Annotated in this window: 21 protein-coding genes; 14 read left to right on the top strand and 7 right to left on the bottom strand. The window is 31.5% G+C overall.

Annotated features, from left to right (window positions below; translation table 11 throughout):
- The 6 genes from lpxA to fabG all read left to right on the top strand — a co-directional run bounded on the left by lpxA (window position 1) and on the right by fabG (window position 7,206).
- On the top strand, window positions 1–786 hold the full coding sequence (lpxA, locus tag ACKTSW_RS04940) for an acyl-ACP--UDP-N-acetylglucosamine O-acyltransferase (RefSeq protein ID WP_408024165.1): 786 nt from the start codon (window positions 1–3) through the stop codon (window positions 784–786).
- Window positions 787–830: 44 nt separating this feature from the next.
- The gene (gene efp, locus ACKTSW_RS04935) at window positions 831–1,397 is read left to right on the top strand and encodes an elongation factor P (RefSeq protein WP_408024164.1); all 567 of its coding nucleotides are present in this window, start codon (window positions 831–833) and stop codon (window positions 1,395–1,397) included.
- Window positions 1,398–1,437: 40 nt separating this feature from the next.
- On the top strand, window positions 1,438–2,364 hold the full coding sequence (locus ACKTSW_RS04930; protein WP_408024163.1) for a UDP-3-O-(3-hydroxymyristoyl)glucosamine N-acyltransferase: 927 nt from the start codon (window positions 1,438–1,440) through the stop codon (window positions 2,362–2,364).
- A gap of 65 nt (window positions 2,365–2,429) precedes the next feature.
- Window positions 2,430–3,302, top strand: coding sequence for a succinate--CoA ligase subunit alpha (gene sucD, locus ACKTSW_RS04925; RefSeq protein ID WP_408024162.1), 873 nt, complete (start codon window positions 2,430–2,432; stop codon window positions 3,300–3,302).
- 93 nt (window positions 3,303–3,395) lie between these two features.
- On the top strand, window positions 3,396–6,368 hold the full coding sequence (locus ACKTSW_RS04920) for a M16 family metallopeptidase (protein WP_408024161.1): 2,973 nt from the start codon (window positions 3,396–3,398) through the stop codon (window positions 6,366–6,368).
- Window positions 6,369–6,459: 91 nt separating this feature from the next.
- A complete protein-coding gene (gene fabG / locus ACKTSW_RS04915) occupies window positions 6,460–7,206 on the top strand; it encodes a 3-oxoacyl-[acyl-carrier-protein] reductase (protein WP_408024160.1) in 747 nt (248 codons plus the stop codon).
- A gap of 167 nt (window positions 7,207–7,373) precedes the next feature.
- On the opposite strand, the gene ACKTSW_RS04910 is transcribed toward fabG, so the two are convergent.
- Both ACKTSW_RS04910 and ACKTSW_RS04905 read right to left on the bottom strand, forming a co-directional pair.
- Window positions 7,374–8,552 (bottom strand): aspartate aminotransferase family protein, encoded by a 1,179-nt coding sequence (locus ACKTSW_RS04910; RefSeq protein WP_408024159.1) that lies wholly within the window; start codon window positions 8,550–8,552, stop codon window positions 7,374–7,376.
- 4 nt (window positions 8,553–8,556) lie between these two features.
- Window positions 8,557–10,185, bottom strand: a complete 1,629-nt coding sequence (locus ACKTSW_RS04905) for an OstA-like protein (RefSeq protein ID WP_408024158.1) — start codon at window positions 10,183–10,185, stop codon at window positions 8,557–8,559.
- A 138-nt stretch (window positions 10,186–10,323) separates the two neighbouring features.
- Here ACKTSW_RS04905 and ACKTSW_RS04900 point away from each other — a divergent pair, with 138 nt between their 5' ends.
- The gene (locus ACKTSW_RS04900) at window positions 10,324–11,757 is read left to right on the top strand and encodes a pyridoxal phosphate-dependent decarboxylase family protein (RefSeq protein WP_408024157.1); all 1,434 of its coding nucleotides are present in this window, start codon (window positions 10,324–10,326) and stop codon (window positions 11,755–11,757) included.
- Window positions 11,758–11,789: 32 nt separating this feature from the next.
- Here ACKTSW_RS04900 and ACKTSW_RS04895 read toward each other — a convergent pair whose 3' ends face one another.
- From ACKTSW_RS04895 to ACKTSW_RS04880, 4 genes are all read right to left on the bottom strand, one after another.
- Window positions 11,790–12,323, bottom strand: coding sequence for a DUF1572 family protein (locus ACKTSW_RS04895; RefSeq protein WP_408024156.1), 534 nt, complete (start codon window positions 12,321–12,323; stop codon window positions 11,790–11,792).
- Window positions 12,324–12,356: 33 nt separating this feature from the next.
- Window positions 12,357–13,628: an adenylosuccinate synthase gene (locus tag ACKTSW_RS04890; protein ID WP_408024155.1), complete on the bottom strand. Its 1,272-nt coding sequence runs from the start codon at window positions 13,626–13,628 to the stop codon at window positions 12,357–12,359.
- A 26-nt stretch (window positions 13,629–13,654) separates the two neighbouring features.
- The gene (locus ACKTSW_RS04885; RefSeq protein WP_099214482.1) at window positions 13,655–14,104 is read right to left on the bottom strand and encodes a Fur family transcriptional regulator; all 450 of its coding nucleotides are present in this window, start codon (window positions 14,102–14,104) and stop codon (window positions 13,655–13,657) included.
- Between the two features lie 74 nt (window positions 14,105–14,178).
- The gene (locus ACKTSW_RS04880) at window positions 14,179–16,395 is read right to left on the bottom strand and encodes a RelA/SpoT family protein (protein ID WP_408024154.1); all 2,217 of its coding nucleotides are present in this window, start codon (window positions 16,393–16,395) and stop codon (window positions 14,179–14,181) included.
- Window positions 16,396–16,739: 344 nt separating this feature from the next.
- On the opposite strand from ACKTSW_RS04880, the gene ACKTSW_RS04875 reads away from it, so the two are divergent.
- From ACKTSW_RS04875 to ACKTSW_RS04865, 3 genes are all read left to right on the top strand, one after another.
- The gene (locus ACKTSW_RS04875) at window positions 16,740–17,300 is read left to right on the top strand and encodes an RNA polymerase sigma factor (protein WP_408024153.1); all 561 of its coding nucleotides are present in this window, start codon (window positions 16,740–16,742) and stop codon (window positions 17,298–17,300) included.
- Window positions 17,287–18,063: a hypothetical protein gene (locus ACKTSW_RS04870; protein WP_408024152.1), complete on the top strand. Its 777-nt coding sequence runs from the start codon at window positions 17,287–17,289 to the stop codon at window positions 18,061–18,063. The genes ACKTSW_RS04875 and ACKTSW_RS04870 overlap by 14 nt, the downstream gene beginning before the upstream one ends.
- A 68-nt stretch (window positions 18,064–18,131) precedes the next feature.
- Window positions 18,132–19,202, top strand: a complete 1,071-nt coding sequence (locus tag ACKTSW_RS04865) for a hypothetical protein (RefSeq protein ID WP_408024151.1) — start codon at window positions 18,132–18,134, stop codon at window positions 19,200–19,202.
- 14 nt (window positions 19,203–19,216) lie between these two features.
- Here the strand turns inward: ACKTSW_RS04865 and ACKTSW_RS04860 are convergent, their stop codons facing one another.
- Window positions 19,217–20,113, bottom strand: a complete 897-nt coding sequence (locus ACKTSW_RS04860) for a sterol desaturase family protein (RefSeq protein WP_408024150.1) — start codon at window positions 20,111–20,113, stop codon at window positions 19,217–19,219.
- 123 nt (window positions 20,114–20,236) lie between these two features.
- Here ACKTSW_RS04860 and rpsF point away from each other — a divergent pair, with 123 nt between their 5' ends.
- The 4 genes from rpsF to ACKTSW_RS04840 all read left to right on the top strand — a co-directional run bounded on the left by rpsF (window position 20,237) and on the right by ACKTSW_RS04840 (window position 24,644).
- Window positions 20,237–20,578 (top strand): 30S ribosomal protein S6, encoded by a 342-nt coding sequence (gene rpsF / locus ACKTSW_RS04855; protein WP_408024149.1) that lies wholly within the window; start codon window positions 20,237–20,239, stop codon window positions 20,576–20,578.
- A gap of 3 nt (window positions 20,579–20,581) precedes the next feature.
- Window positions 20,582–20,878: a 30S ribosomal protein S18 gene (rpsR, locus tag ACKTSW_RS04850; RefSeq protein WP_028892048.1), complete on the top strand. Its 297-nt coding sequence runs from the start codon at window positions 20,582–20,584 to the stop codon at window positions 20,876–20,878.
- A gap of 15 nt (window positions 20,879–20,893) precedes the next feature.
- Window positions 20,894–21,340 (top strand): 50S ribosomal protein L9, encoded by a 447-nt coding sequence (rplI, locus tag ACKTSW_RS04845; RefSeq protein WP_408024148.1) that lies wholly within the window; start codon window positions 20,894–20,896, stop codon window positions 21,338–21,340.
- A 106-nt stretch (window positions 21,341–21,446) separates the two neighbouring features.
- Window positions 21,447–24,644: a TonB-dependent receptor gene (locus tag ACKTSW_RS04840; RefSeq protein ID WP_408024147.1), complete on the top strand. Its 3,198-nt coding sequence runs from the start codon at window positions 21,447–21,449 to the stop codon at window positions 24,642–24,644.
- The last annotated feature ends 119 nt before the right edge of the window (window positions 24,645–24,763 follow it).

Raw genomic sequence — 24,763 nt, 5'->3', positions numbered from 1 at the left:
ATGAATCAACCACTTGCGTACGTACATCCTCAAGCAAAAATAGCTCGTAATGTAGTTATAGAACCCTTTACTACAATTCACGCAAATGTAGAAATAGGTTCAGGAACCTGGATAGGATCTAATGTAACTATTATGGAAGGTGCGCGTATAGGTAAAAATTGTCGAATTTTCCCAGGGGCTATTATTTCAGCAATTCCTCAAGATTTAAAGTTTAATGATGAAGAAACAACTGTTGAAATAGGAGACAATGTTACTATTAGAGAATGTGTTACAATAAATAGAGGGACTTCTGATAGAATGAGAACAGTAATAGGTGATAATTGCTTGATTATGGCATATTGTCATATTGCTCATGATTGTAAAGTAGGACAAAACTGTATTTTTTCCAATAACTCAACTTTAGCAGGTCATGTTACTGTAGGAGATAATGTAGTACTTGCAGGTATGGTAGCAGTACATCAATTTGCTTCAGTTGGTAATCATGCTTTTGTAACAGGTGGGTCTTTGGTACGTAAAGATGTTCCTCCTTTTGTAAAAGCAGCAAGAGAACCACTATCGTATGTAGGAATTAACTCGGTTGGCTTAAGGAGAAGGGGGTTTACAACTGAAAAAATTAGAGAAATTCAAGATGTTTACCGAATCTTATTTCAAAAGAACTATAACAATTCTCAGGCGATAGATATTATAGAAGCTGAAATGGAAGCGACTTCAGAAAGAGATGAAATTATTCAGTTTATAAAAGATTCGCATCGCGGAATAATGAAAGGATATTTTAAAGCAAATTAATTATTTAAATTGCACTTATAAGAGCAACAATAAAGATCAAATAAATGGCATCAACATCAGATATTAAAAAAGGATTATGTATAAAATATAATCACGATATATTTAAAATCATTGAGTTTTTACACGTAAAACCAGGTAAAGGTCCAGCTTTCGTTCGAACAAAACTTAAAAGTGTTACTTCTGGTAAAGTGATAGATAATACTTTTTCTGCAGGTCATAAAATTGAAGACGTTCGTGTAGAAACACATAAGTTTCAGTATTTATACCCTGAAGGAGATTTGTACCACTTTATGAATACGGAAGATTATAACCAAATTACACTTCAGAAATCAGTATTAGATGCACCAGATTTAATGAAAGAAGGAGAAGTAGTTACTGTCTTAATAAATACAGAAGACGGAATACCATTATCAGTAGAAATGCCATCACACGTTATATTAGAAGTAACTCATACTGAGCCAGGGGTAAAAGGAAATACAGCGACGAATGCAACAAAACCAGCTACCGTAGAAACTGGAGCAAGAATTAATGTACCTTTATTTATTAATGAAGGAGACAAGATTAAAATAGATACAGAAAAAGGCGCATACACAGAGCGTATCAAAGAATAAATTTAATATTCCCGCTTTATGCGGGAATTTCTTTTTAAAGATGAAATTTAAACAACCTCAAACTTTAGGGCAAATAGCAGAGTTATTAAATGTTGAATTTGTTGGAGAGAATAGTTTTCCCATTACAGGAATAAATGAAATTCATGTCGTTGAAAAAGGCGACATTGTTTTTGTAGATCACCCTAAATATTATGAAAAAGCATTAAATTCAGCTGCTACTACAATATTGATAAACAAAAAAGTAGATTGTCCAGAAGGAAAAACATTATTAATTTCTGAAGACCCTTTTAGAGATTTTAATAAAATAACCAAATACTTTAATCCTTTTATAGCCTCTAAAAAAAGTATTTCAGAAACCGCTATTGTAGGTCAAAACACAATTATACAACCTAATGTTTTTATTGGAGATAATGTAGTAATTGGAGAAAACTGTGTAATACATCCAAACGTAACAATTTATAGCAATACAGTTATTGGAAACAATGTAACGATTCATGCTAATACAGTATTAGGAGCTGATGCTTTTTATTATAAAAACAGACCAGAAGGTTTCGATAAACTACTTTCAGGAGGAAAAGTAGTGCTAAAAGATAATGTAGATTTAGGAGCATCTTGCACTATTGATAGAGGGGTTACAGGAGATACTACTATTGGTGAAGGAACAAAAATTGACAACCAAGTACAAGTAGGGCATGATACAATTATTGGTAAAAAATGTTTAATAGCATCACAAACAGGAATTGCAGGATGTGTTGTTATTGAAGATGAAGTTACTATTTGGGGGCAAGTAGGAACAAATAGCGGAATTACTATTGGTAAAGGTGCAGTTATACTTGGTCAAACAGGAGTTACAAAATCAGTGCCAGGAGGTAAATCATATTTCGGAACTCCAATTTCAGAGTCTAGAGAAAAGTTAAAAGAACTAGCTGAAATAAAACAATTTTTAAAAGAGCAAAAAAAGAAGTAAAAGTTTCACAAATCAATTACAAAAAGTTACTTTTGTGAAGCTTAAAATAAAATAAAAATAAACCAATGAGTGTTTTAGTAAATAAAGATTCAAAAATTATAGTTCAAGGTTTTACAGGAAGTGAAGGAACTTTCCATGCAGGTCAAATGATCGATTACGGAACAAACGTAGTTGGAGGTGTAACTCCAGGAAAAGGAGGTCAAGAGCATTTAGGTAAACCAGTTTTTAACACAGTTGATGAAGCTGTACAAAAAGCAGGAGCCGACACTTCAATTATTTTTGTACCACCAGCATTTGCTGCTGATGCTATTATGGAAGCTGCCGAAGCAGGAATTAAGGTAATAATTTGTATTACTGAAGGAATTCCTACAGCTGACATGGTAAAAGTAAAAGCATATATCGATCAGTTAGATTGTACTTTAGTAGGTCCTAACTGCCCAGGTGTAATTACTCCTGAAGAAGCAAAAGTTGGAATCATGCCTGGATTTATCTTTAAAAAAGGTAAAGTAGGTATTGTTTCTAAATCAGGAACGTTAACATACGAAGCTGCAGATCAAGTTGTAAAGCAAGGATACGGAATTACTACTGCTATCGGTATTGGTGGAGATCCAATTATTGGAACAACGACAAAGGAAGCAGTTGAGTTATTAATGAATGATGATGCAACTGAAGCAATCGTAATGATTGGTGAAATAGGTGGTAACCTAGAAGCAGAAGCTGCTCGTTGGATTAAAGCTGATGGAAACAGAAAGCCAGTTATTGGTTTTATCGCAGGACAAACTGCTCCAGCAGGAAGAACCATGGGACATGCGGGTGCTATCGTTGGAGGTGCTGATGATACAGCACAAGCAAAAATGAAAATTTTAGCTGAAAACGGAGTACACGTTGTAGAGTCTCCTGCTAAAATTGGAGAAATGGTAGCTAAGGTTTTAGTATAAAAAATTTACTGTTAAAGTTTTATAATATTTTATCGTAAAATCCGTTGAATTTACAAATTCGACGGATTTTTATTTTAATTAAAAAAACTATTCATGAAAAAAATTAAAATGCTCTGCATTAGCATGTTGCTTTTTATCACTATCGGATGTAAGCAAACAATTACTTCAGAAAAACAAGTAGTAAAAACAGAGCAAAAAAAAGATGTAAATGGTTTTAGTTATGAAACCGTAACAAATGACCCTACAGGCTTACGATTGTATACTTTAGATAATGGACTCAAGGTATATTTAAGTAAAAATACAGATGAACCAAAAATCCAAACTTACATTGCTGTAAGAGCGGGTTCAAATTATGACCCAAAGAACTCAACAGGTTTAGCTCATTATTTAGAGCATATGGTATTTAAAGGAACACATAAAATTGGTACCGCTGACTGGCAAAAAGAGAAAGAATATATAGATAGGATTTCAGAATTATATGAACAACATAGAGCAGAGAAAAATGTAGATAAAAAGTTAGCTATTTATAAAGAAATAGATAAAGTTTCTCTAGAAGCTTCAAATTACTCTATAGCAAATGAGTACGATAAAATGACTGCTTCTCTAGGTGCTACAGGAACTAATGCTTATACCTCTTTTGAGCAAACTGTTTATACAAATAAAATACCTTCTAATGAACTGGATAAATGGTTAGATCTAGAATCAGAGCGTTTTAGCACATTAGTTTTACGTTTATTTCATACAGAGTTAGAAGCTGTTTTTGAAGAGTTTAATCGAGGACAGGATAATGATAGATGGAAAATTTATTTTGCAAGTTTAGACGGCTTATTTCCAACACATCCTTATGGGCAACAAACCACTATTGGTTCGGCTGAACATTTAAAAAACCCTTCAATGGTAGATATAAATAATTACTTTCATAAATATTACATACCAAATAATATGGCTGTGGTATTAGTAGGTGATTTAAATTATGACACTACAATAAAGAAGATAAACGAAACGTTTGGTAAGTTTGAGAAAAAAGAATTAACTCATCCGGAGTTACCAAAAGAGGAACCTATTACAAAACCTGTAGTTAAAGAGGTTTATGGACCAACTTCAGAATTTATTTCGGTAGCTTATCGTTCTGATAAAATCAATAGTAAAGAAGAAAAATTTGTTACGCTTTGTGATATGATAATGGCTAATGGTAATGCAGGTTTAATTGATTTAAATCTAAATCAAAATCAAGTGGTACAACGAGCTAGTTGTTACCCTACGTTTTTAAATGATTATGGATACCATACCTTTACAGGAAGACCAAAGTCAGGTCAAACATTAGATGAAGTAAAAGACCTGTTATTGGAGCAAATAGAAAAACTTAAGAAAGGAGAGTTTGAAGAGTGGATGATAGAAGCGGTTGTAAATGACCTTAAGCTAAGTAGAACACGTCAGTATGAGAATAATTCAGCTTTAGCCGATGCTTATGTTGATGCATTTATTTATAAACAAAATTGGGAAGACCGAATAAAGTTTCTAAGTGATTTAAAGAAAATAACAAAAACTGAATTAGTTGATTTTGCAAATCAATTTTATAAGAACAACTACGTTGTTACATACAAGCGTAAAGGAGAAGATAAAAATATAGTAAAGGTTCAAAACCCAGGTATTACACCAGTAAATTTAAACCGAGGGAAAAGTTCAGACTATTTAAAAGTGTTTAATCAGAAAGAATCTGCCCCTTTAGAACCTAATTTTATTGATTATAAAAAAGCAATTAAAGAAACAAAAATGGCTAATAATATTAATGTTTCTTATGTTTTAAATAAAAACAATGATTTATTCGATTTGAATATCATTTTTGATATGGGTAAAGACAATGACAAAAAAATAAGTCTTGCCGCTGGTTATTTAGAATACATCGGAACAGATAAATACTCGGCAGAAGAAATTAAAAAAGAGTTTTACAAGTTAGGTGTAGACTACTATGTAAGTGCTCAAGATGATAAAACTTATGTAGGTTTACGTGGTTTAAAGGAAAATTTACCTAAAGGATTAGAATTGTTAGAACATTTATGGGATAATGCAAAAGCTGACCAAGAAGCATATGACAAGTATGTTGAAAAAATTTACAAAGGTCGTCAGGATGAAAAAACTCAAAAAGGAAATATTCTTTGGGATGGATTGTATAGTTTCGGAAAGTATGGAGAAAATTCTCGCTTAAGAGATATTATGCAGATTGACGAGTTAAAAACAATTAATCCAGAAGAGCTTGTAAATGTCATTAAAGAAATGAAAAATTATAAGCAACGTATTTTCTATTATGGTAAAGATGTAGAAGCAGCGGTTGAAGCACTTAACAATCATCATAAAATTTACGGAGAATTAAAAGACTATCCTGCAGCTAAAGAATATTTAGAAACGGAAACAGGAGGAAATGTTTTTTATACTAATTATGACATGGTACAAACAGAAATGTTGTTTTTAGCAAAAGGAGAACCTTTTAAACCAGAAAATTTAGCTGCATCTACTTTATTTAATACGTATTTTGGTAGTGGATTATCATCTATAGTTTTTCAAGAAATTAGAGAGAGTAAATCATTGGCATATTCTGCATTTGCTTCGTATAGTAATGCAAGAAAAAAAGAGGACTCTAATTATGTAATGGCTTATGTAGGTACCCAAGCAAATAAATTAGAACAAGCCGTTGATGCCATGATGGAATTAATGAATAACATGCCTGAAGCTGAAAAACAATTCAAAGCAGCAAAAAATGCTACTTTGAAAAAAATAGCTGCTGAAAGAATTACAAAATCTAATATTTTTTGGTCTTATGAAAGATTAAAAAAATTAGGTATTGATAATGATAATAGGGAGGCTATGTATAATACTATTAAAAACATGACGATGGAAGATTTAAAATCATTCTTTGATAAGAATGTAAAAGGAGAGTCGTACAATGTTATGGTTATTGGTAATAAAAAAGATTTAGATGTAAAGTCTTTACAAAAGTTAGGTAAGATTAAAGAATTAGATGTTGACTACTTATTTAACTATGTTAATGAAAAGAAGATAAAATCATAATAAATTATTTTCTCATAATTTAAAATCCTGCTAAAGTTAATTTTTAGCAGGATTTTATTTTTATATTTGGCTCATTAAAAACAACTAATAAATGAAACTTTTAGAAAATAAAACCGCAATTATTACTGGAGCCACTAGAGGTATAGGTAGAGGTATTGCGTTAGAGTTTGCAAATCAAGGATGTAATGTTGCATTTACGTATAATTCTTCTGTTGAAGCAGCCACTGCTTTAGAAAATGAATTAAAAGAATTAGGAGTAAAAGCAAAAGGATATCAATCTAACGCAGCAGAGTTTGATGCGGCACAAGAATTGGCAAAAAATGTTTTAGAAGAATTTGGAACAATAGATGTATTGGTAAATAATGCAGGTATTACTAAAGATAATTTATTAATGCGTATTTCTGAAGACGATTTTGATAAAGTAATTGAAGTAAATTTAAAATCTGTTTTCAATTTAACAAAAGCGGTAATTCGCCCGATGATGAAACAACGAGCAGGATCAATTATTAACATGAGTTCTGTAGTTGGATTAAAAGGAAATGCTGGTCAAGCAAATTATGCAGCTTCAAAAGCAGGGATTTTAGGTTTTTCAAAATCGGTAGCATTAGAATTAGGTTCACGTAATATTCGTAGTAATGTAGTTGCGCCTGGTTTTATTGAAACTGAAATGACTGCAAAATTAGATGAAAAAGTTGTTGAAGGCTGGAGAAATGAAATCCCTTTAAAAAGAGGAGGTTCACCTAAAGATATTGCAAATGCGTGTGTATTCTTAGCATCAGATATGAGTTCATATATTACGGGACAAACATTATCGGTTGATGGAGGTATGTTAACATAACATATAATTGTAAAATTTAAAATTAAATAAAAAATATCGAGGGTTGCAACCCTCGATATTTTAAACTTTACACATTTGGTGAGATACTTACTACCAAAGAAAATAAAAAACTATTTGCGACAATGTATAACCACTATTACGGTAGATTCTAATATATACTCATTTACCTACAACTTATCCAACTCACTTAAAATAAGATCGCATCCTTTTTTTAGTTCTTTGTCAGAAATGATGAGTGGAGGCGTAATACGAATCGCTCTTCCTTCAAAAAGTAACCAGAATAAAATCAACCCTTTCTCTAAACAGTTTAAAATAACTTGTGAGGCTGCTTCAGGAGTATCCACTAATAAAGCTAACATTAGTCCTTTTCCTCTAATTTCTTTAACCTTAGGATGATTTCTAAATTTATTACGAATTAACATTTCTTTTCGTAAGGCTTCTTCTGTTAAGTTAGCAGCAATAATTTCTTGCACTGTAGCTAAACCAGCACTCGCAATTACAGGATGTCCGCCAAATGTGGTGATATGTCCTAATTTTGGGTTTTCTTTTAAGCAATCCATTACTTCGAAAGAGGTAATAAAGGCTCCAATTGGCATTCCTCCGCCCAAACCTTTGCCCGTAATAATAATATTTGGAGTTACATTGTAATTTTCAAAACCCCAAAATTTTCCTGTTCTCCCAATTCCAGATTGGATTTCATCTAAAATTAATAAGGCACCAACTTCTTCACATCGTTGTTTAACTTTTGCTAGGTAATCGTTTTTAGGTTCAATAAAACCAGCCCCTCCTTGAATAGTTTCAAGAATAACTCCTGCTGTTTTTGAAGTTATTTTTTCTAAATCTTGTTCGTTATTATATTGTATAAATTTATTTCCTGGAATTAAAGGTCTAAATGCACGATTTTGTTGTTCTGCACCACAAACACTCATTGCTCCTTGTGTATTTCCGTGATAGGAATTTTTAGCAGCAATAATTTCACTTTTACCTGTAAAACGTTTGGCTAATTTTAGAGCACCTTCGGTGGCTTCGGTACCAGAGTTTACCAAATAAACAGATGATAGGTTAGGAGGTAAGGTAGCCGCTAAAGCTTTGCACAATGCTAACTGAGGTTTTTGTATAAACTCACCATACACCATTACATGTGTATATTGCTCTAACTGATTTTTTATGGCTCCATTAACCTTAGGATGATTATGTCCTAAACTATTTGCAGAAACTCCAGCTACAAAGTCTAACATAGCTTTTCCATTGCTATCATAAATATAACTTCCTTTTGCATGTGAAATTTCAATAGCCAAAGGGTGAGGAGAGGTTTGTCCTTGGTATTTTAAAAAATCGTCTTTCATAATATTACTTAAACTCTCTAGGTTTAGCTTTCTTTTTCTTAGTAGTTTCCTCGATAAATTTTTCCTTAGCTTCTTTGACTACTTTTGGTTGTTTTTTTGTTTTTGAAGTAGTAATAGCTGTAGTATCTTTTATAAAAATATCTTCTACTGTTTTGGGTTGTTCGTTACCACGCCATAAAAAACCTTTAAATTTTTTCTCATCAGAAGGAAATTTGGAAGGAGGATAAGTTTTACCTTCTGACTTTTTAAAATACGTAGTTTGGGTTATTTCTCCTTCTTCTAAAATAAAATCAATATCACTAGCAATTTCTTTTGTAATGGTTTCGAGTTTGTAAGTATCTTCATTATTATTATAGTATAATGATTCAGCATTTCCTTTGACCATCATGGTTCGTAAGTCGTCATTTTCAAACTTACCATAAATGTTTCTTCCTTTTATTTGATTATAATTTTCTGTATTTATAGAGTCTTGTTGAACCATAAACGCATTTTGTAATACCTTTAAAGAGTCTAGTTTATTATTCTCTTTATTGGTGAGTAGCTGAATACTGTCACCAGTTATCTGGCTATTATTTGACCATAAAATAGGCTTGTTAAACATTCTGGTTAACCCTGTTTCTTGACTTGTGTGAATAGAATCACATTTGCCTTGTAAATCTGATTTAAATATTTTTACATTGTTAAAAATGCGAGCAATACGTTTTTCGGGTTTTCCTGTTAATAAAATTTTATCGCCAGCAACGTACATAGAATCTTTGTCAAGTACAGAGATAGCAACGGCTTTATCAATAATAAATAAAGAGTCTTTCTGTTCGTATAGTTCAGCATAGTTTCCTTTAGTTACCATATTTTGAACAGTGTCTACCACTTTTATATTGTTGGTGGCAGAAGCAAAACCATTACGCTTATCATAGTACAAACTATCAGCAGAAACAGTTCGTTCTTTTAAAAAAAGTTTAGCCCGTTTTACAAAATAAGAAATATCAGTATTAGTATCGTAAAACCCCCTTTCTGAGTACACTTTGGTACTATCTTTTAAGTTCGTAATCGTACTTGGTCCGTATAAGTAGGCTAAGTTAGTATTGGTGTAATAATCTAAATGATTGGATTCTAAGTGGTTATCAGGATTAACAACGGTTACTTTAGATTTTGCCGTAAACTTTTTTTCTTCTAAATGATAGGTGCCTTTTACACTAGTAAGGGTGTTTTTGGTATCGCGAATAGTCCCCCCGTTGGTATAGTATAAAACTTGATTAATCCTGTCAAAATGAAGCGTATCTGTTTTTAGCGTCATTTCTTTATCGTTAATTTCTACATTTCCCCAAGATTTTGCCTTTTTCGTATTTCCGTTATAGGTAGCGAAATCGCTATATTGAATAATACTATCTCCTTGTTCTACAATTACTTCTCCAATAGCTTTAAATAAGTTTTCATCTTTATAAAGTAAGGCTCTTTTACACTCTAATGTAGCTCCTTCATGTGACATTTTAACTTTTCCTATAAGTAAGGTAGCACCAGGGTATTTGCTTTCGTCAGCAGTACTTAATTCAGTAGAAAGTATTTTAATTTTTTTTGTTTGAGAAAAACTTACAACAGAGAATAATATAAAAATTAGTAGAAATAGTTTTTTCAAAATAATACGATTTAATGCACAAAAATAATGAAAAGAATATGCCAAAATCTTAATAAAGAAATAAAATTATTAAGATAAATAAAAGGCTGTCGTTTACTAAATGGTTAATTTTGTAGCAAATTAAAAAATTATAAAGATATGAGCGCTCATTTTGATTTATCAAAAGAAGAGATGAAGTCTTACGGATATAAAATTGTTGATATAATTGCGGAGCATTGGGCTACGTTAAAACAAAAAAAACCGGTAGCTAGTGCTTCTAGAAAAGAAATGGATAGTATTTTCTTACAAGAAGCTCCAAACGAAGGCATGCCTGCTGAAAAGGTATTAGATTTTGTGATGGACAATGTAATACCTAATAGTACAGTTATTTCACACCCAAAGGCTTATTCATTTGTACCTGGACCTAGTAACTTTATTAGTACAATGGCAGATAGTTTAGCAACTGGATTTAATATTTTTTCTGGGGGATGGATGGTTTCTCCTGCAGCAGCTGAGCTAGAAATTGTAACGATGAACTGGTTGCTAAAAATGTATAATTTTCCTATTGAAAAAGGAGGAGGTATTTTTACCAGTGGTGGTTCTATGGCAAATTTAACAGCTTTGGTTACCGCTAGACGCTTAAAGTGTGGAGACGATTTTTCTAAAGCTGTAATTTATTTATCAGATCAGGCACACTCTTCAAACATTAAAGCAATTCGTGTTTTAGGGTTTAAAAAAGAACAAATAAGAATTTTACCAACTGATTTAGAGTTTAGAATTAGCATTAACAAGTTAAAAAATGCTATTGCAAAAGATCGATTAGAAGGTTTACAACCGTTTTGTTATATTGCTTCTGCGGGAACTACGAATACAGGTACTGTAGATCCTTTAGATGAAATAGCAGATATATGTGAAGAGGAGAGCTTATGGTTTCATGTAGATGGTGCCTATGGTGGAGCTGCCATATTATCGAAGAAAGGAGCAAAAGCTTTGCGTGGTATAGAACGTGCCGATTCGTTAACAGTTGATCCACATAAATGGTTTTTTCAGCCTTATGAAATAGGATGTTTATTAGTAAAAGATGCTTCTTGGTTAAGCGGTACTTTTAGTGAGAAACCAGAATATTTACGAGATATTGAAGGAAACGAATCTGAAATTAATTTTTATGATTACGGTATTCAGTTAACAAGACGTTTTAGAGCATTAAAATTTTACATGTCTATAAAAACATATGGATTAGATGCTTTTAAGGATGCTGTTACCTACAATATTCAATTAGCTGATGATGTTGAGAAGATGTTGCGTAAAAGTAGAAATTGGGAAATCATTTCTCCAGCAACCTTAGCGGTTATTAATTTTAGGTATAATCCTATAGGGCTCAATTTATCTGAAAAAGAGATTGATGAATTGAACCAAAAAATTTCTCAAAAAATAATGGATTCAAGAGAGGCATTTTTAGTAACTACTATATTGAACAAACAAGTAGTGCTAAGAATGTGTTTAATTAATCCTAAGACAACCATGGAAGATATTAAACAAACCTTGCAGTTGTGTCATGAATTTGGAAAAGAAATTTTAAATAATAAGAAATAATAATAAAGAGGGAAGTTTATCAACTTCCCTCTTTATTTTGAGTTTTTTTCAAATTGACCTTGTATAAATTCTTTTGATTTTCCTTTAGCTATAGAAGCTGTTTCCCATTTATCGTTCAAAATCATTTTACCTACATAAGCTATTTGACCAATATGATAAGGAAAATGAGCTATTTGTCTTGTGATACTCTCAATCAGTTTAACTTGTTTATTTCTGATAAGAACAGGTTGATTGAAATTCTCTTCATTTAATGAGTCTAAAGCAGAAAAAAGACAATTCCAACCCTTTTCCCATTTATTTATTAATTCATTTTTGGATAAGTTGTGAGTTTCAAATTCTGCATCCCTATCTCTCCAATCTTTTTCTCCATCAGAAGTAAAAAAATCGGTCCATCTCGACAACATATTTTCAGATACATGAACTATAATAGCAGCGATACTATTACTTTCTTGATTGTATTTCCAGTGCAAATCGTTTTCTTCTAGTTGTGTAATCGTTTTGTCAGCTACCTCTTTATACGATTTAAATTGGGTAGAGATATTGTTTAAATATTCTTTTACCATCATAAAAAAGGAGCTCAATTGAGCTCCTTTAAATTTTTATCTATTAATTGTTTGTTTTCTATCAGGCCCTACTGAAACTATTTTTACAGGCACACCAGTTTTTTCTTCAATAAACGCGATGTAGTTTAATAAGTTTTGCGGCAATTCATCTGCAGAAGTCATTTTTGTTAAATCATCTTCCCAACCTTTAAACTCAGTATAGTTAACAGTTACGTTTTCAGGTTCTATATTATATGGTAAGTGAGAAATTTCTTCTCCTTTATAATTGTATGAAGTACAAACTTTTAAAGTGTTAAAACCAGATAAAACATCGCCTTTCATCATCATTAATTGTGTAACACCGTTTACATCAACAGCGTATTTTAATGCAACTAAATCTAACCATCCACAGCGACGAGGGCGACCAGTAGTCGCTCCAAATTCATGTCCTACTTCTGCCATGGTAGCTCCATCTTCGTCAAATAATTCTGTAGGGAATGGTCCAGAACCTACACGAGTGGTATATGCTTTAAAAATACCAAAAACGTCACCAATTCTGTTAGGAGCAACTCCTAAACCAGTACAAGCACCAGCAGCTGTGGTATTTGATGAAGTTACGAAAGGATACGTACCAAAATCAATGTCTAATAATGATCCTTGTGCCCCTTCGGCTAAAATAGTTTTACCTTCTTTAATAGCATTATTTAAAAATTCTTCAGAATCAATAAATTGTAATGTTTTTAATTTTTTAATTCCTCTAGAGAATTCAGCTTCTAATTCGTCTAAATCATAATCGATTTGAACATCAAAGTATGCTAACATACTCAAATGTTTTTCAGTTAAAGCTCTATATTTTTCTTTCCAGTTATCAAGTTCTAAATCACCAACGCGCATTCCATTTCTACCAGTTTTGTCCATATAAGTTGGGCCAATACCTTTTAGAGTAGATCCGATTTTAGCTTTTCCTTTCGAAGTTTCAGAAGCTGCATCTAATAATCGGTGTGTTGGTAAAATTAAGTGTGCTTTACGAGAAATTAATAATTTAGAAGTATAATCAATCTTGTGCGTATCTAAATTTTCTAATTCTCTTTTAAAGATAACAGGGTCAATAACCACTCCATTACCTACTACATTTAAAGCTGTTTTATGAAATATTCCTGAAGGAATGGTGTGTAATACATGTTTGTTACCGTCAAAAATTAACGTGTGACCAGCATTTGGACCTCCTTGAAAACGAGCAATTATATCGTAGTTTTTTGTTAAAACGTCTACAATCTTACCTTTTCCCTCGTCTCCCCATTGTAGCCCGAGTAATAAATCTACTGCCATTTAGTGTGTTGTTAAGTGTTGTGTTTTTATTTGTTGTTTCTTTTTGTTCCGTAGAAATAAAGTGAGTGGTTGTGAATATCTATATCAAAAACATCTTCAATTGTTTTTTTTATAATTTGAATTCGAGGATCACAAAACTCTTTTACTTCACCACTATCAGTAAGTATGACATGATCGTGATTTTTGTCGAAGTAACTTTTTTCGTAACGAGCCATAGATTGTCCGTCAAACTGATGTTTACGAACCAAGCCACAATCTAACAATAAATCCATCGTGTTGTATAATGTAGCTCTACTAACACGGTAGTTTTTATTTTTCATTTTAATATATAAAGATTCAATATCAAAATGCTCATCAGCATCATAAATCTCTTGTAAAATAGCATAACGTTCGGGTGTTTTGCGGTGCTTGTTTTCTTCTAAAAAAGAAGTAAACACTTTTTTTACAATTTCTTGATTTTCGGCTGAATTACTCATTTATTTTTAAATTTTACGAAAGGACAAATTTACGTTTATTTCTTGATAAAATACAAGGATGTTAAAAACGAAATTTACAAAGTATTAACACGCTCAACTTTTTGAACACCTTCTACTTGTTTCATATTATTAATTAATTTATTAAGTTGAGTTTTATTTTTTACACTTAACGATAGTTTTCCTTCAAATACACCACTATCTCCAGAGATATTAATACTATGTATAAATACATCCATACTACTAGAAATAATTTTGGTAATATTATTTACAATTCCTTTATTATCAATTCCAGAAAGGCGTAGAATAGCGGTGAATTCTTGCTTTGTAGAATCAATCCATTTTGCAGGCATAATTCTATATGCATAATTTGATTGTAACGAAATGGCATTTGGGCAATCGTTTTTATGCACTTTAATTCCTTCATTTATTGTTACAAAACCAAAGACTTTATCGCCAGGAATAGGGGAGCAACATTTGGCTAAAGTATAATCTAATGTTTGCTCTTCTTTTCCAAAAACTAAGGCATCATATTTGTTAGTAACTTCTTCTTTTTCGGATATTTCTTTGGAAGGGGAACGCCTAAATGTACTTTTAATAAAGCCCATAATGCGATTACTTCTCTGAGCAACAAAATCTTTAAGTTGTGTATTGTCTATAGCTCCATTACCAATTCGATAAAATAAATCGAAGCTAGTTTTTAGTCCAAAATAACTCGCTAATTCATGAATTACTTTTTCACTAGAATTAATTTTTAAATGACGTAGTTTTCGTTGTAAAATAGCTTTTCCTTCTACTGCTATTTTCTTTTCTTCTGCTTTTAAAGCTGATTTAATTTTAGCACGTGCCCTGGCTGTAATTACAAAGTCTAACCAACGTACATTAGGTTTGTTATTAGAGGCTGTAAGTACTTCTACTTGATCTCCACTTTTCAATTCATGACTTAGAGGAACAAGTTTACCGTTTACTTTTGCGCCGCGACATTTTAATCCAACATCAGTATGTACAGAAAAGGCAAAATCTAATGCGGAAGCTCCTTTAGGAAGTGATTTTAAGTCTCCTTTTGGAGTAAATACATAAATTTCTTTAGCATAAAGGTTTAGTTTAAAATCTTCAACAAAATCTACCGCATCTAAACTTTGGTTTTCTAAACTTTCTTTTAAACGATTTAACCATCCTTCTAAACCATTTTCTTTAACAGCGCCTTGTTTATATTTAAAATGAGCAGCATACCCTTTTTCAGCTATTTCGTCCATTCTTTCAGAACGAATTTGAACTTCTACCCACTTAGATTGAGGCCCTATTACAGTTATGTGTAAAGCTTCATAACCTGTTGATTTTGGTTGAGAAATCCAGTCTCTTAATCTAGAAGGATTGGGTTTAAAAAAATCGGTAACTATAGAGTAGATTTTCCAAGCATCAAACTTTTCATCACCAGATGTTGGCTTATATATAATTCGAATCGCAAATTTGTCGTAGACTTCATCAAAAGTTACATTTTGCTTGCGCATTTTTCTCCGAATAGAAAAAATAGATTTAAAACGACCTTTTATTTCATAAACAAAGCCTTCTTTATTTAAGGCTTCTTTTAAAACACTTGTAAAACTATCAATATACCTTTGTTGATCTTCTTTACTTTCTTTTATTTTATTTGCAATATCTCTATATACATCTGGTTCAGTGTATTTTAAGCCAAGGTCTTCAAGTTCTGTTTTAATATTATAAAGACCTAATCGATGTGCGAGTGGTGCATAAATATACAAGGTTTCAGATGCTATTTTTACTTGCTTATGAGGTGGCATAGAATCCATTGTTTGCATATTATGCAATCTATCTGCTATTTTGATAAGTATTACCCTAACATCATCATGTAATGTGAGCAACATTTTTCTAAAATTCTCTGCCTGAATAGAATAGTCTTGTTCTTGTTTTAAGTTCGATATTTTGGTAAGCCCACTAACAATGCGGGCAATATTTTCACCAAATAAACGCTCAATATCATCTAAAGTATAATATGTGTCTTCAACAACATCATGCAATAAGGCAGCAGCAATAGAAGTGGCTCCTAAACCTATTTCGTCTGCAACAATTTTTGCCACGGAGATTGGATGATAAATATAAGGCTCACCCGATTTTCTACGTTGTTCAGAATGTGCTTCAACGGCAATGCCAAAAGCTTTTCGAATTAGCTTTTTATCATCTTCAGATAATGTTTGATACGTACCTTTTAATAAGTTCTTATACCTATTGGCTATTTCTTTATTCTCTTCTTCGATCGTTGCATTATAACTCATACAATAAAACTCTTTTGCTTATATTAGGTTTATAATAAAAGTAGTACAAAGAATTATATTGAGCAAGTTTTGATTACAAATGTTTTAAAAACGATTTTACTGTAGTTTATGTTAAATATTAAGCGTTTTTCCTTATAAATTGTACGGATATATAATGTATTTTTGTAGATATGATTCAGAGAAAATAACAAAAAGTATTAGCCCCCTGTAATATCATTTTAAAATGATATTTGAACCTCCAGTCTTAATTACCAAGATTGGAGGTTTTTTTATTCTTGAGGCAACCTTTTTTCAACTTTAGTAGTCTTTATATTTGTAAGGCTATAAGAAATGTAACTATTGATTTGAAAATTATCTCATTACATAATAAAGAAGTTTTGCTTGTAAAAAAAGCAAAAAGACAGAGTAGAGAAGCTCAGCGACAAATATTTGAAGAACATTCTCCAAAAATGTTAGGAGTTTGTAGGCAGTATGTCAAAGATTTACATCATGCAGAGGATTTAATGTTGCAAGGTTTTTTTAAAGTTTTTACCAATATTGAAAAATTTAAAGGAGAAGGAAGTTTTGAAGGTTGGATTCGTAGAATTATGGTAAATACATGTATTAGCTATTTGCGAAAAAAGAATCCAGTTCAAGTATCAGATGAAGATTTTGTTTTTAATAATGAAGCAACTGAAAACCTAGAAAACACATCTGTAGAAGATATACAAAAGTTAATAGATGAATTACCTGAAGGGTATAAGTTAGTTTTTAACTTATATGCTATTGAAGGATATAAGCATTCAGAAATAGCAGAAAAATTACAAATTTCTGAAAGTACCTCTAAGTCACAATTATTTAAAGCTCGTAAATGCTTACAAGTTAGTTACGAGAAAATTAATCAAGTAAGAAATGTCAAGCAATAATATAGATAAACATATAGCAGAAAAACTAAAAAATAGAGAGCTTAAACCATCCAACTCAGCATGGGAAAGGTTAGAGATTCGTTTAGATAGTCAAGAAGCTATAAAGAAAAGAAATTGGTTTTTATATGTAGGGTATGCAGCTGGTTTAGCTTTATTAATAAGTTTTGGAGTAATCTATTTTATTGATTCAAATTCAAAAACGCCAATTAAAGAAGTTATAGTTCATACTCCTATTGATACACTTAAAATTAATAATCAAGGTATAGAGGAATTTATTAAGAATACAGATGAAGCTGTGGTGGAGTTAGAAGAAAATAAGCAAGAGAAACAGTTACAAAACAAAAAGAAAACAATTACAGAAACAAAGAAACCCATATTAAAAGAAGAAATAGCTTTTAAAAATATTCAGAATGAAAAACTACCAGAAGAAGAGGTAGTAGCAAAATTGAATAAACCAGTAATACAAAAAAAGAAAAATTCAATTTCAAGAATAAAAGTAAATAGTGATGATTTATTGTTTTCAGTAACACATACTCCAAATGAAGTTAAAGAATACTATGCAAAGCATAAGTTAAAAAGAGAAGATGTGCTAAAAACTATTGAAGACGAGCTAAAAAAGTCAAACTTAAAAATAGATCCTAATACTATTTTAGCAGAAGTTGAAAGAACGATTGATGATGAAGAGTTTAAAGGAGACTTTATGCAAAAATTAAAATCGAAAATATCTGACATTGCTATAGCAATTGTTGATAGAAATAAATAAAAGCGCCTATTTAATTATCGATAATTAACCATTCCAATTTATTATCAGTTTAATTTAAAATTATAAAAATGAAAAGAATACTATTATTAGTGTTGTTTGTAACAACTATTGCCCAATCTCAAGAAAAAGTATTTGAAAAAGAAGTAAAGAAAATATCAATAAGTATTGATAGTATTACCAAGCAGCAAAAAGACTCTTTAAAAATAAAAGTAAAAGAGATTAATGAGAAATTAGAAAAGAGTAAAATATCGTTTGATGAAGCAACAGCATTAAAAAAAGAAGCAGCAGCATACCATGCAGCTCAAATAGAGAAAAAAGTTAGTTTTCAAGAACAAAAACTACAACAATTGGTACAAGACAAAATTGACGGTAAAATATTTAGCAATGAAAAAGAATCGCGAGAAAAAACTTTTGAAATAGCGAAGTTTAAGTTTAAGCTAAATTTTTCTGAAGATGAAAAAGATGAAGTAGAAAAGGAAAAGAAAAGAAGAAGAAAAAGAACCACTACACAGTTTGTTTTTGCTTTAGGGGCAAATAATACGTTAACAAATAATGAACTAAGTTCTTTAGACGGTTCAGGTTACAAATTTTGGCAATCACATTTTTATGAGTTAGGTTTTACTTGGAAAACACGTTTATCAAAACAACCATCTAAAACATATTTTAAATACGGTTTCTCTTTTCTGTGGAATAATTTAAGAGCCAAAAACAATCAATATCACGTTGTAAATGGAAATGAAACAAGCTTGAGTATTCATCCTGAACAACTCTCTGAAAGTAGGTTACGACATGTACAAATGACATTTCCAATGCATCTAGAATTCGATTTTTCTAAAAACAAGAAGTATTCTGATGGAGAAATTGTTGATAGAACACATCAAAGCTTTCAGGTTGGACTAGGTGGCTTCTTTGGTTTCAAACTAGGAACTCGTCAATACTTAGAGTACAAAAATGCACAAGAAGTTACTGTTGAAGAAGTTCAGAAGAATAACTTTTATATGAATACATTTAATTACGGGTTAAGTGCTTATGTTGCTTACCAAGGTATTGGATTATATGCTAAATATGATTTAAACCCTTTGTTTAAAAATACTAACACTAGGAACATCTCATTAGGTCTTCGATTTGATATTAATTAATAAAAAGGAGAAGTTTAAACTTCTCCTTTTTTATTTTCTTCCCATTCTTTACGTAAATCCATTGAAAGCTTTCCAGTGCCATCATGTTTCCAACCAGGAGGTTTAAAAAGATATAGAAACCTTTTACCAAGCGTGGTTTTACTGGTAAAAACATCATTAAACATAGTATACCATTCAATAAAAGCTACTTTAATAGGATTGTAAGTATCTATATTCTTAACCAAACCATATACTGGTTTTTCAACTTCAGGTTCAAAAGTACCAAAAAGTTTATCCCAAATAATAAAAATCCCAGTATGGTTTCTATCTAAATATTGCGGATTGGTTGCATGGTGAACTCTATGATGACTTGGAGTGTTAAAAACTGCCTCAAACCATTTAGGCATTTTATCAATAAGTTCGGTATGAATCCAAAATTGATATAATAAACTAATACTCATTTGAGTTACGATCATTAATGGATGAAAGCCTATAATAGCCAAGGGAGCCCAAAATATAAATGTATAAAAACTACCAGACCAAGTTTGTCGTAAAGCAGTACTTAAATTGTATCTTGTAGAAGAATGATGTACCACATGGCTAGCCCAAAACAGTCTACTTTCGTGTGCAATTCTATGATTCCAGTAATAGGCAAAATCTTCAGCAAATAACAAAATAAACCAAGTCCACCAAGTAAACGGAATAGTAAAAAGACGGTATTGATATAAAAAGAAAAAGACTCCGAAAACTAGTCCTTTGGTAAGTAGCCCTATAAAAACATTACCTAACCCCATGGTAATAGATGTCGCAGCATCTTTAAACTCATAATCCTCTAATTTTACTTTAACAGTTAATATTACCTCTATAATAACTGTTAGGACAAAAAGGGGAATAGCATAATGGACTAGATTAGGTATTTCAGGGATTTGCATAAAAAAGAGTGTTTAGTTACAAACTTACAGAAAATCATTAAACTATTTAAGCTGTAGAGTTTGTTTATGGATTAAAAAGCAGTATATTTGCAGGCTTAAAAATAAATTTTAAATAATTTAATTATGAATCATTACGAAACTGTTTTCATTTTGAATCCCGTTTTATCTGAAACTCAGATAAAGGAAGCAGTAAAGAAGTTTGAGGACTATTTACTTTCTAAAGGTGCAGAAATGATTTCTAAAGAAGATTGGGGCTTAAAAAAATTAGCGTATCCAATCGAGAAGAAAAAAAGTGGATTTTACCACTTATTTGAGTACAAAGTAGCAGGTGATGCAATTGCTCCGTTTGAACTAGAGTTTAGACGTGACGATAGCATTATGCGTTATTTAACTGTAAAGTTAGATAAGCATGCTGCAGCTTGGGCTGAAAAGAGAAGAAACCGTGTTAAATCTGCAAAAAAGTAAGAAATGGCATCTATAGAACAACAAGCAAAAGGAAACAAGCAAGGAGAAGTACGTTACTTAACCCCGCTTGATATTGAAACTAAAAAGGAAGCTAAATACTGTCGTTTCAAAAAAAATGGTATTAAGTACATCGATTACAAAGATGCAGACTTCTTAATGTATTTAGTAAACGAACAAGGTAAAATTTTACCAAGACGTTTAACAGGAACATCATTAAAATATCAACGTAAAGTGGCACAAGCTATCAAAAGAGCTCGTCACTTAGCTTTAATGCCTTACGTTGGAGATATGTTAAAATAATAAAGAAGTAGAAACATGGAATTGATATTAAAACAAGACGTAGAAAACTTAGGTTTTAAAGACGATGTTGTAACCGTTAAGAATGGTTATGGACGTAACTACCTAATACCTCAAGGATATGCAATTTTAGCTACTTCTTCAGCTAAAAAAGTATTAGCAGAAAACTTAAAGCAACGTGCTTATAAAGAAGCTAAATTAATAGAAGATGCTAACAAAGTAGCTGAAACTATTAAAGGATATGAAATTAAAATAGCTTCTAAAGTAGGTTCAGGAGATAAATTATTTGGATCAGTAAACAACATTGATGTTGCTGCAGCTTTAGCTAAAGCTGGTACTGAAGTAGATAAGAAATTTATCAAAGTTACTGGAGGTAACGTAAAAAGATTAGGAAAATACAACGCTGCTGTACGTTTACATAGAGCTGTTGTAGCTGACATCGTATTTGAAGTAGTTGCTGAATAGTAACTAAATTGTTAAATACCTGTTAATAAAGTATAAATCCGCTCAGTCGAGCGGATTTTTTTATTTCATAAATTTGAGGTGTAACATAAACAAAATCAGAACTATTATGAAGAAATTAATAATTTTTTCTTTTGTTTTTTTGAATTTATCCATCTATTCTCAGGTAACCACATCAAAAATAAAAGGAACTGTAACAGACAATCAGGGAGAACCTTTGTTTGGTGCTAACATTGTCGTTTTACACGAGCCAACAGGTACCATATCTGGAGCCGTAGCTCAAGATAATGGAAGATATACCATACCTAACTTAAGAGTAGGAGGGCCTTATAAAGTAACGTTTAGCTATATTGGGTTTGAATCACAAGAAGTAACCAATGTCTATTTAACTTTAGGTAAAACAACTAATATTGATGGAGTTTTGTCTGAGGATGGAGAGCAACTAGAAGAAGTTGTTATATCAACAACAAGAAGTAAAGTTTTTAATAATGATAGAACAGGGGCACAAACTAGTGTGAGTGCTGTTCAATTAAAAACTTTACCAACTATTTCACGTTCAGCTGCAGATTTTACACGTTTAGAACCAACAGCAAGTGGAAACTCTTTTGGAGGAAGAAATGACCAGTTTAATAATTTCTCTTTAGACGGATCTATTTTTAACAATCCATTCGGATTAGATTCTCCAACACCAGGAGGACAAACAGGCTCTCAGCCAATTTCATTAGATGCAATTGAACAAATTTCAGTTTCTACCGCACCTTATGATGTTACTTTATCAGGGTTTACAGGAGCATCTGTAAATGCTGTAACAAAAAGTGGGACTAATGAATTTACTGGAACAGTTTATGGTTTTTACAGAAATCAAGATATGACTGGAGGTACAATCAAAGGTCAAAAAGTTGTAAAACCTAAGTTAAGTCAAAACCAATATGGTGTAAGTTTAGGAGGTCCTTTAATTAAAGATAAGTTATTTTTCTTTGCGAATTTTGAAAAAGATGATAGAGAAGATTTAGGTACAGCAGGTTGGGTGCCAAATACAGGTAGCGGAGCAGTTAATGAGTCAAGAGTATTAGAATCTGATATGATAGCTGTTCGTAATGCTTTAGATGTTTTGGGGTACAATACAGGAGCATATGAAGGTTTTACCTATGGTTCTGAGTCTACTAAAGGAATTTTTAAACTAGACTGGAATATTAATGATAAAAATAGATTAGCGTTAATTTATAATTTTTTAAGAGCGTCAAAAGAAACACCGGCACACCCAACAGCTTTAGGTAATAGAGGACCAAGTTTTTCTACATTACAATTTGAAAACTCTGGATACGAAATTAATAATAACTTAAACTCTTTTCAATTAGAGTTAAATTCTAATTTGTCAGAAACGACAACTAATAAATTACAAATAGGTTATACACATTTTGACGATTTTAGAAACCCGTTATCTACACCAGCTCCGGTTATTGCTATACAAGATGGTAGTGGTAGTAACTATATTATAGCAGGTCATGAACCCTTTTCTATTAATAACAAGTTAGATCAACGAGTTTTTCAGTTAACAAATAATATGAACTTTTATAAAGGAGATCATACATTTACTGTTGGTTTTTCATTTGAACAATTTGAATTTGAAAATTCATTCAATTTAACAAATTACGAGTCCTTTAATTTTGGAATTTTCCCATACTATGGATTGTTTAGTCCGTACCCAGATGTTGCAACTTTTTTATCTGCTGCACAACCAGGTGGGGTGGTAGAACAGTATTTAGCAGCTACTCAAAATGCTTACAATTCATTTAATGCAAATGGAGATGGTAAAGATGGTGGATGGAAGTTATCTGAATTAAATGTAGGACAATTAGCATTTTATGTACAAGATGAATGGGAAATGAATGATAAGTTTAAACTAACGTATGGAGTTCGTTTTGATAAACCATTGTATTTTAATACTTCTAGTTTGATTCAGAAATTTATAGATACTGATAATGGAGCAACCAGAGATAATTCTGTATTATACTACAATCCAAACACAGGTGAAGAACAGCAATTACTTTCAACCAAGATGCCTACAAACCAATGGTTAATTTCACCAAGAGTAGGTTTTAACTGGGATGTAAAAGGAAATAATACAATGCAACTTCGTGGAGGTTCAGGTGTATTTACAGGACGTTTACCTTTCGTATGGATTGGAAATCAGGTAAGTGGAGCTGATGATGGTTTCTTCCAATTAGTTGACCCAGATTTTAAATTTCCTCAAGTATGGAGAACAAACTTAGGTTTAGACTGGAAATTTGAAAATGGAATTATAGCAACTACAGATGTTTCGTACACAAAAGACATTAATGGAGCCCATGTACAAAACTGGGGATTAAGAGAGCCTAGTGCTACTTTAAATACACCATTTGATACTAGAGAAATATATGACGGAAGTGATAAAGGAAATAATGCTTATGTGTTTACAAATTCAGACAAAGGTCGTGTATTGAATGCTTCTTTAAAGCTTCAAAAAACTTTTGATAATGGATTATATACAAGTGTTGCTTATAATTACTTAAACGCTAAAGATGTAAACTCTATTGAAGCAGAAATTACTGGAGATGCTTTTGCTTTTAATCCAGTAGTTGGAAATGCTAATAATGATGTTTTATCATATTCTAAATATGGAGATACTCATAGAATTATTGGTATAGCGTCTAAGAAATTTACTTATGGAGGAGATAAGTTTGCCACTACTATTTCTACATTTTTTGAATATGCACAAGGTGGACGTTTTAACTACACTTATGGAGGTGATATAAATAATGATGGATCAGCTGTAAATGATTTATTATACGTTCCAACTAGTTCAGAACTTAATCAAATGCAATTTAGTGATCCTGCTCATACAGCTGCTTTTGAAAGCTATATACAACAAGATGATTATTTGAGTGAAAGAAGAGGACAATATGTAGATCGTTATGGAGCTTTAGCACCATGGAGAGGAAAATGGGATTTAAAAATATTACAAGATTTTAATTTTAATGTATCTGCTGAAAAGCAAAATACAATACAGTTAAGTCTTGATATTCTAAATGTAGGAAACTTAATCAATTCTGATTGGGGAGTAGTACAACAACCTAATAATTTACAACCTTTAGGTATTAGATTCCCTGATGTAGATCCTGCAAACACTAACCCAGCGAATTATGTGCCAGATTATTCTCAGGCACCTACATATTCATTCACTCCAAACTCAACAAAAACGTTTGGTTTCGATTCAAGTTTACTTTCTCGTTGGCAGATGCAAGTAGGTTTGCGTTATATATTTTAAATAAAAGTGTAAATAAAAAACTTAAAAACCGTTCAATATTGAACGGTTTTTTTGTAGTTAAATATACTTAGAGAAAAGGTAATTTTCCTATGTTTCTTTAAAATAAACGAGTGATAATT

The sequence above is a fragment of the Tenacibaculum sediminilitoris genome (genome assembly GCF_964513795.1).
GTDB classification, from domain to species: domain Bacteria; phylum Bacteroidota; class Bacteroidia; order Flavobacteriales; family Flavobacteriaceae; genus Polaribacter; species Polaribacter sediminilitoris.
This window is presented reverse-complemented; position numbering and strand designations above follow the sequence as displayed.

Bases quoted from the DNA above. Each gene is read 5' to 3' on its own strand.
- lpxA (WP_408024165.1), top strand. From the start codon at position 1: ATGAATCAACCACTTGCGTACGTACATCCTCAAGCAAAAATAGCTCGT.
- efp (WP_408024164.1), top strand. From the start codon at position 831: ATGGCATCAACATCAGATATTAAAAAAGGATTATGTATAAAATATAAT.
- ACKTSW_RS04930 (WP_408024163.1), top strand. From the start codon at position 1,438: ATGAAATTTAAACAACCTCAAACTTTAGGGCAAATAGCAGAGTTATTA.
- sucD (WP_408024162.1), top strand. From the start codon at position 2,430: ATGAGTGTTTTAGTAAATAAAGATTCAAAAATTATAGTTCAAGGTTTT.
- ACKTSW_RS04920 (WP_408024161.1), top strand. From the start codon at position 3,396: ATGAAAAAAATTAAAATGCTCTGCATTAGCATGTTGCTTTTTATCACT.
- fabG (WP_408024160.1), top strand. From the start codon at position 6,460: ATGAAACTTTTAGAAAATAAAACCGCAATTATTACTGGAGCCACTAGA.
- ACKTSW_RS04910 (WP_408024159.1), bottom strand. From the start codon at position 8,552: ATGAAAGACGATTTTTTAAAATACCAAGGACAAACCTCTCCTCACCCT.
- ACKTSW_RS04900 (WP_408024157.1), top strand. From the start codon at position 10,324: ATGAGCGCTCATTTTGATTTATCAAAAGAAGAGATGAAGTCTTACGGA.
- ACKTSW_RS04895 (WP_408024156.1), bottom strand. From the start codon at position 12,323: ATGATGGTAAAAGAATATTTAAACAATATCTCTACCCAATTTAAATCG.
- ACKTSW_RS04890 (WP_408024155.1), bottom strand. From the start codon at position 13,628: ATGGCAGTAGATTTATTACTCGGGCTACAATGGGGAGACGAGGGAAAA.
- ACKTSW_RS04885 (WP_099214482.1), bottom strand. From the start codon at position 14,104: ATGAGTAATTCAGCCGAAAATCAAGAAATTGTAAAAAAAGTGTTTACT.
- ACKTSW_RS04880 (WP_408024154.1), bottom strand. From the start codon at position 16,395: ATGAGTTATAATGCAACGATCGAAGAAGAGAATAAAGAAATAGCCAAT.
- ACKTSW_RS04870 (WP_408024152.1), top strand. From the start codon at position 17,287: ATGTCAAGCAATAATATAGATAAACATATAGCAGAAAAACTAAAAAAT.
- ACKTSW_RS04865 (WP_408024151.1), top strand. From the start codon at position 18,132: ATGAAAAGAATACTATTATTAGTGTTGTTTGTAACAACTATTGCCCAA.
- ACKTSW_RS04860 (WP_408024150.1), bottom strand. From the start codon at position 20,113: ATGCAAATCCCTGAAATACCTAATCTAGTCCATTATGCTATTCCCCTT.
- rpsF (WP_408024149.1), top strand. From the start codon at position 20,237: ATGAATCATTACGAAACTGTTTTCATTTTGAATCCCGTTTTATCTGAA.
- rpsR (WP_028892048.1), top strand. From the start codon at position 20,582: ATGGCATCTATAGAACAACAAGCAAAAGGAAACAAGCAAGGAGAAGTA.
- rplI (WP_408024148.1), top strand. From the start codon at position 20,894: ATGGAATTGATATTAAAACAAGACGTAGAAAACTTAGGTTTTAAAGAC.
- ACKTSW_RS04840 (WP_408024147.1), top strand. From the start codon at position 21,447: ATGAAGAAATTAATAATTTTTTCTTTTGTTTTTTTGAATTTATCCATC.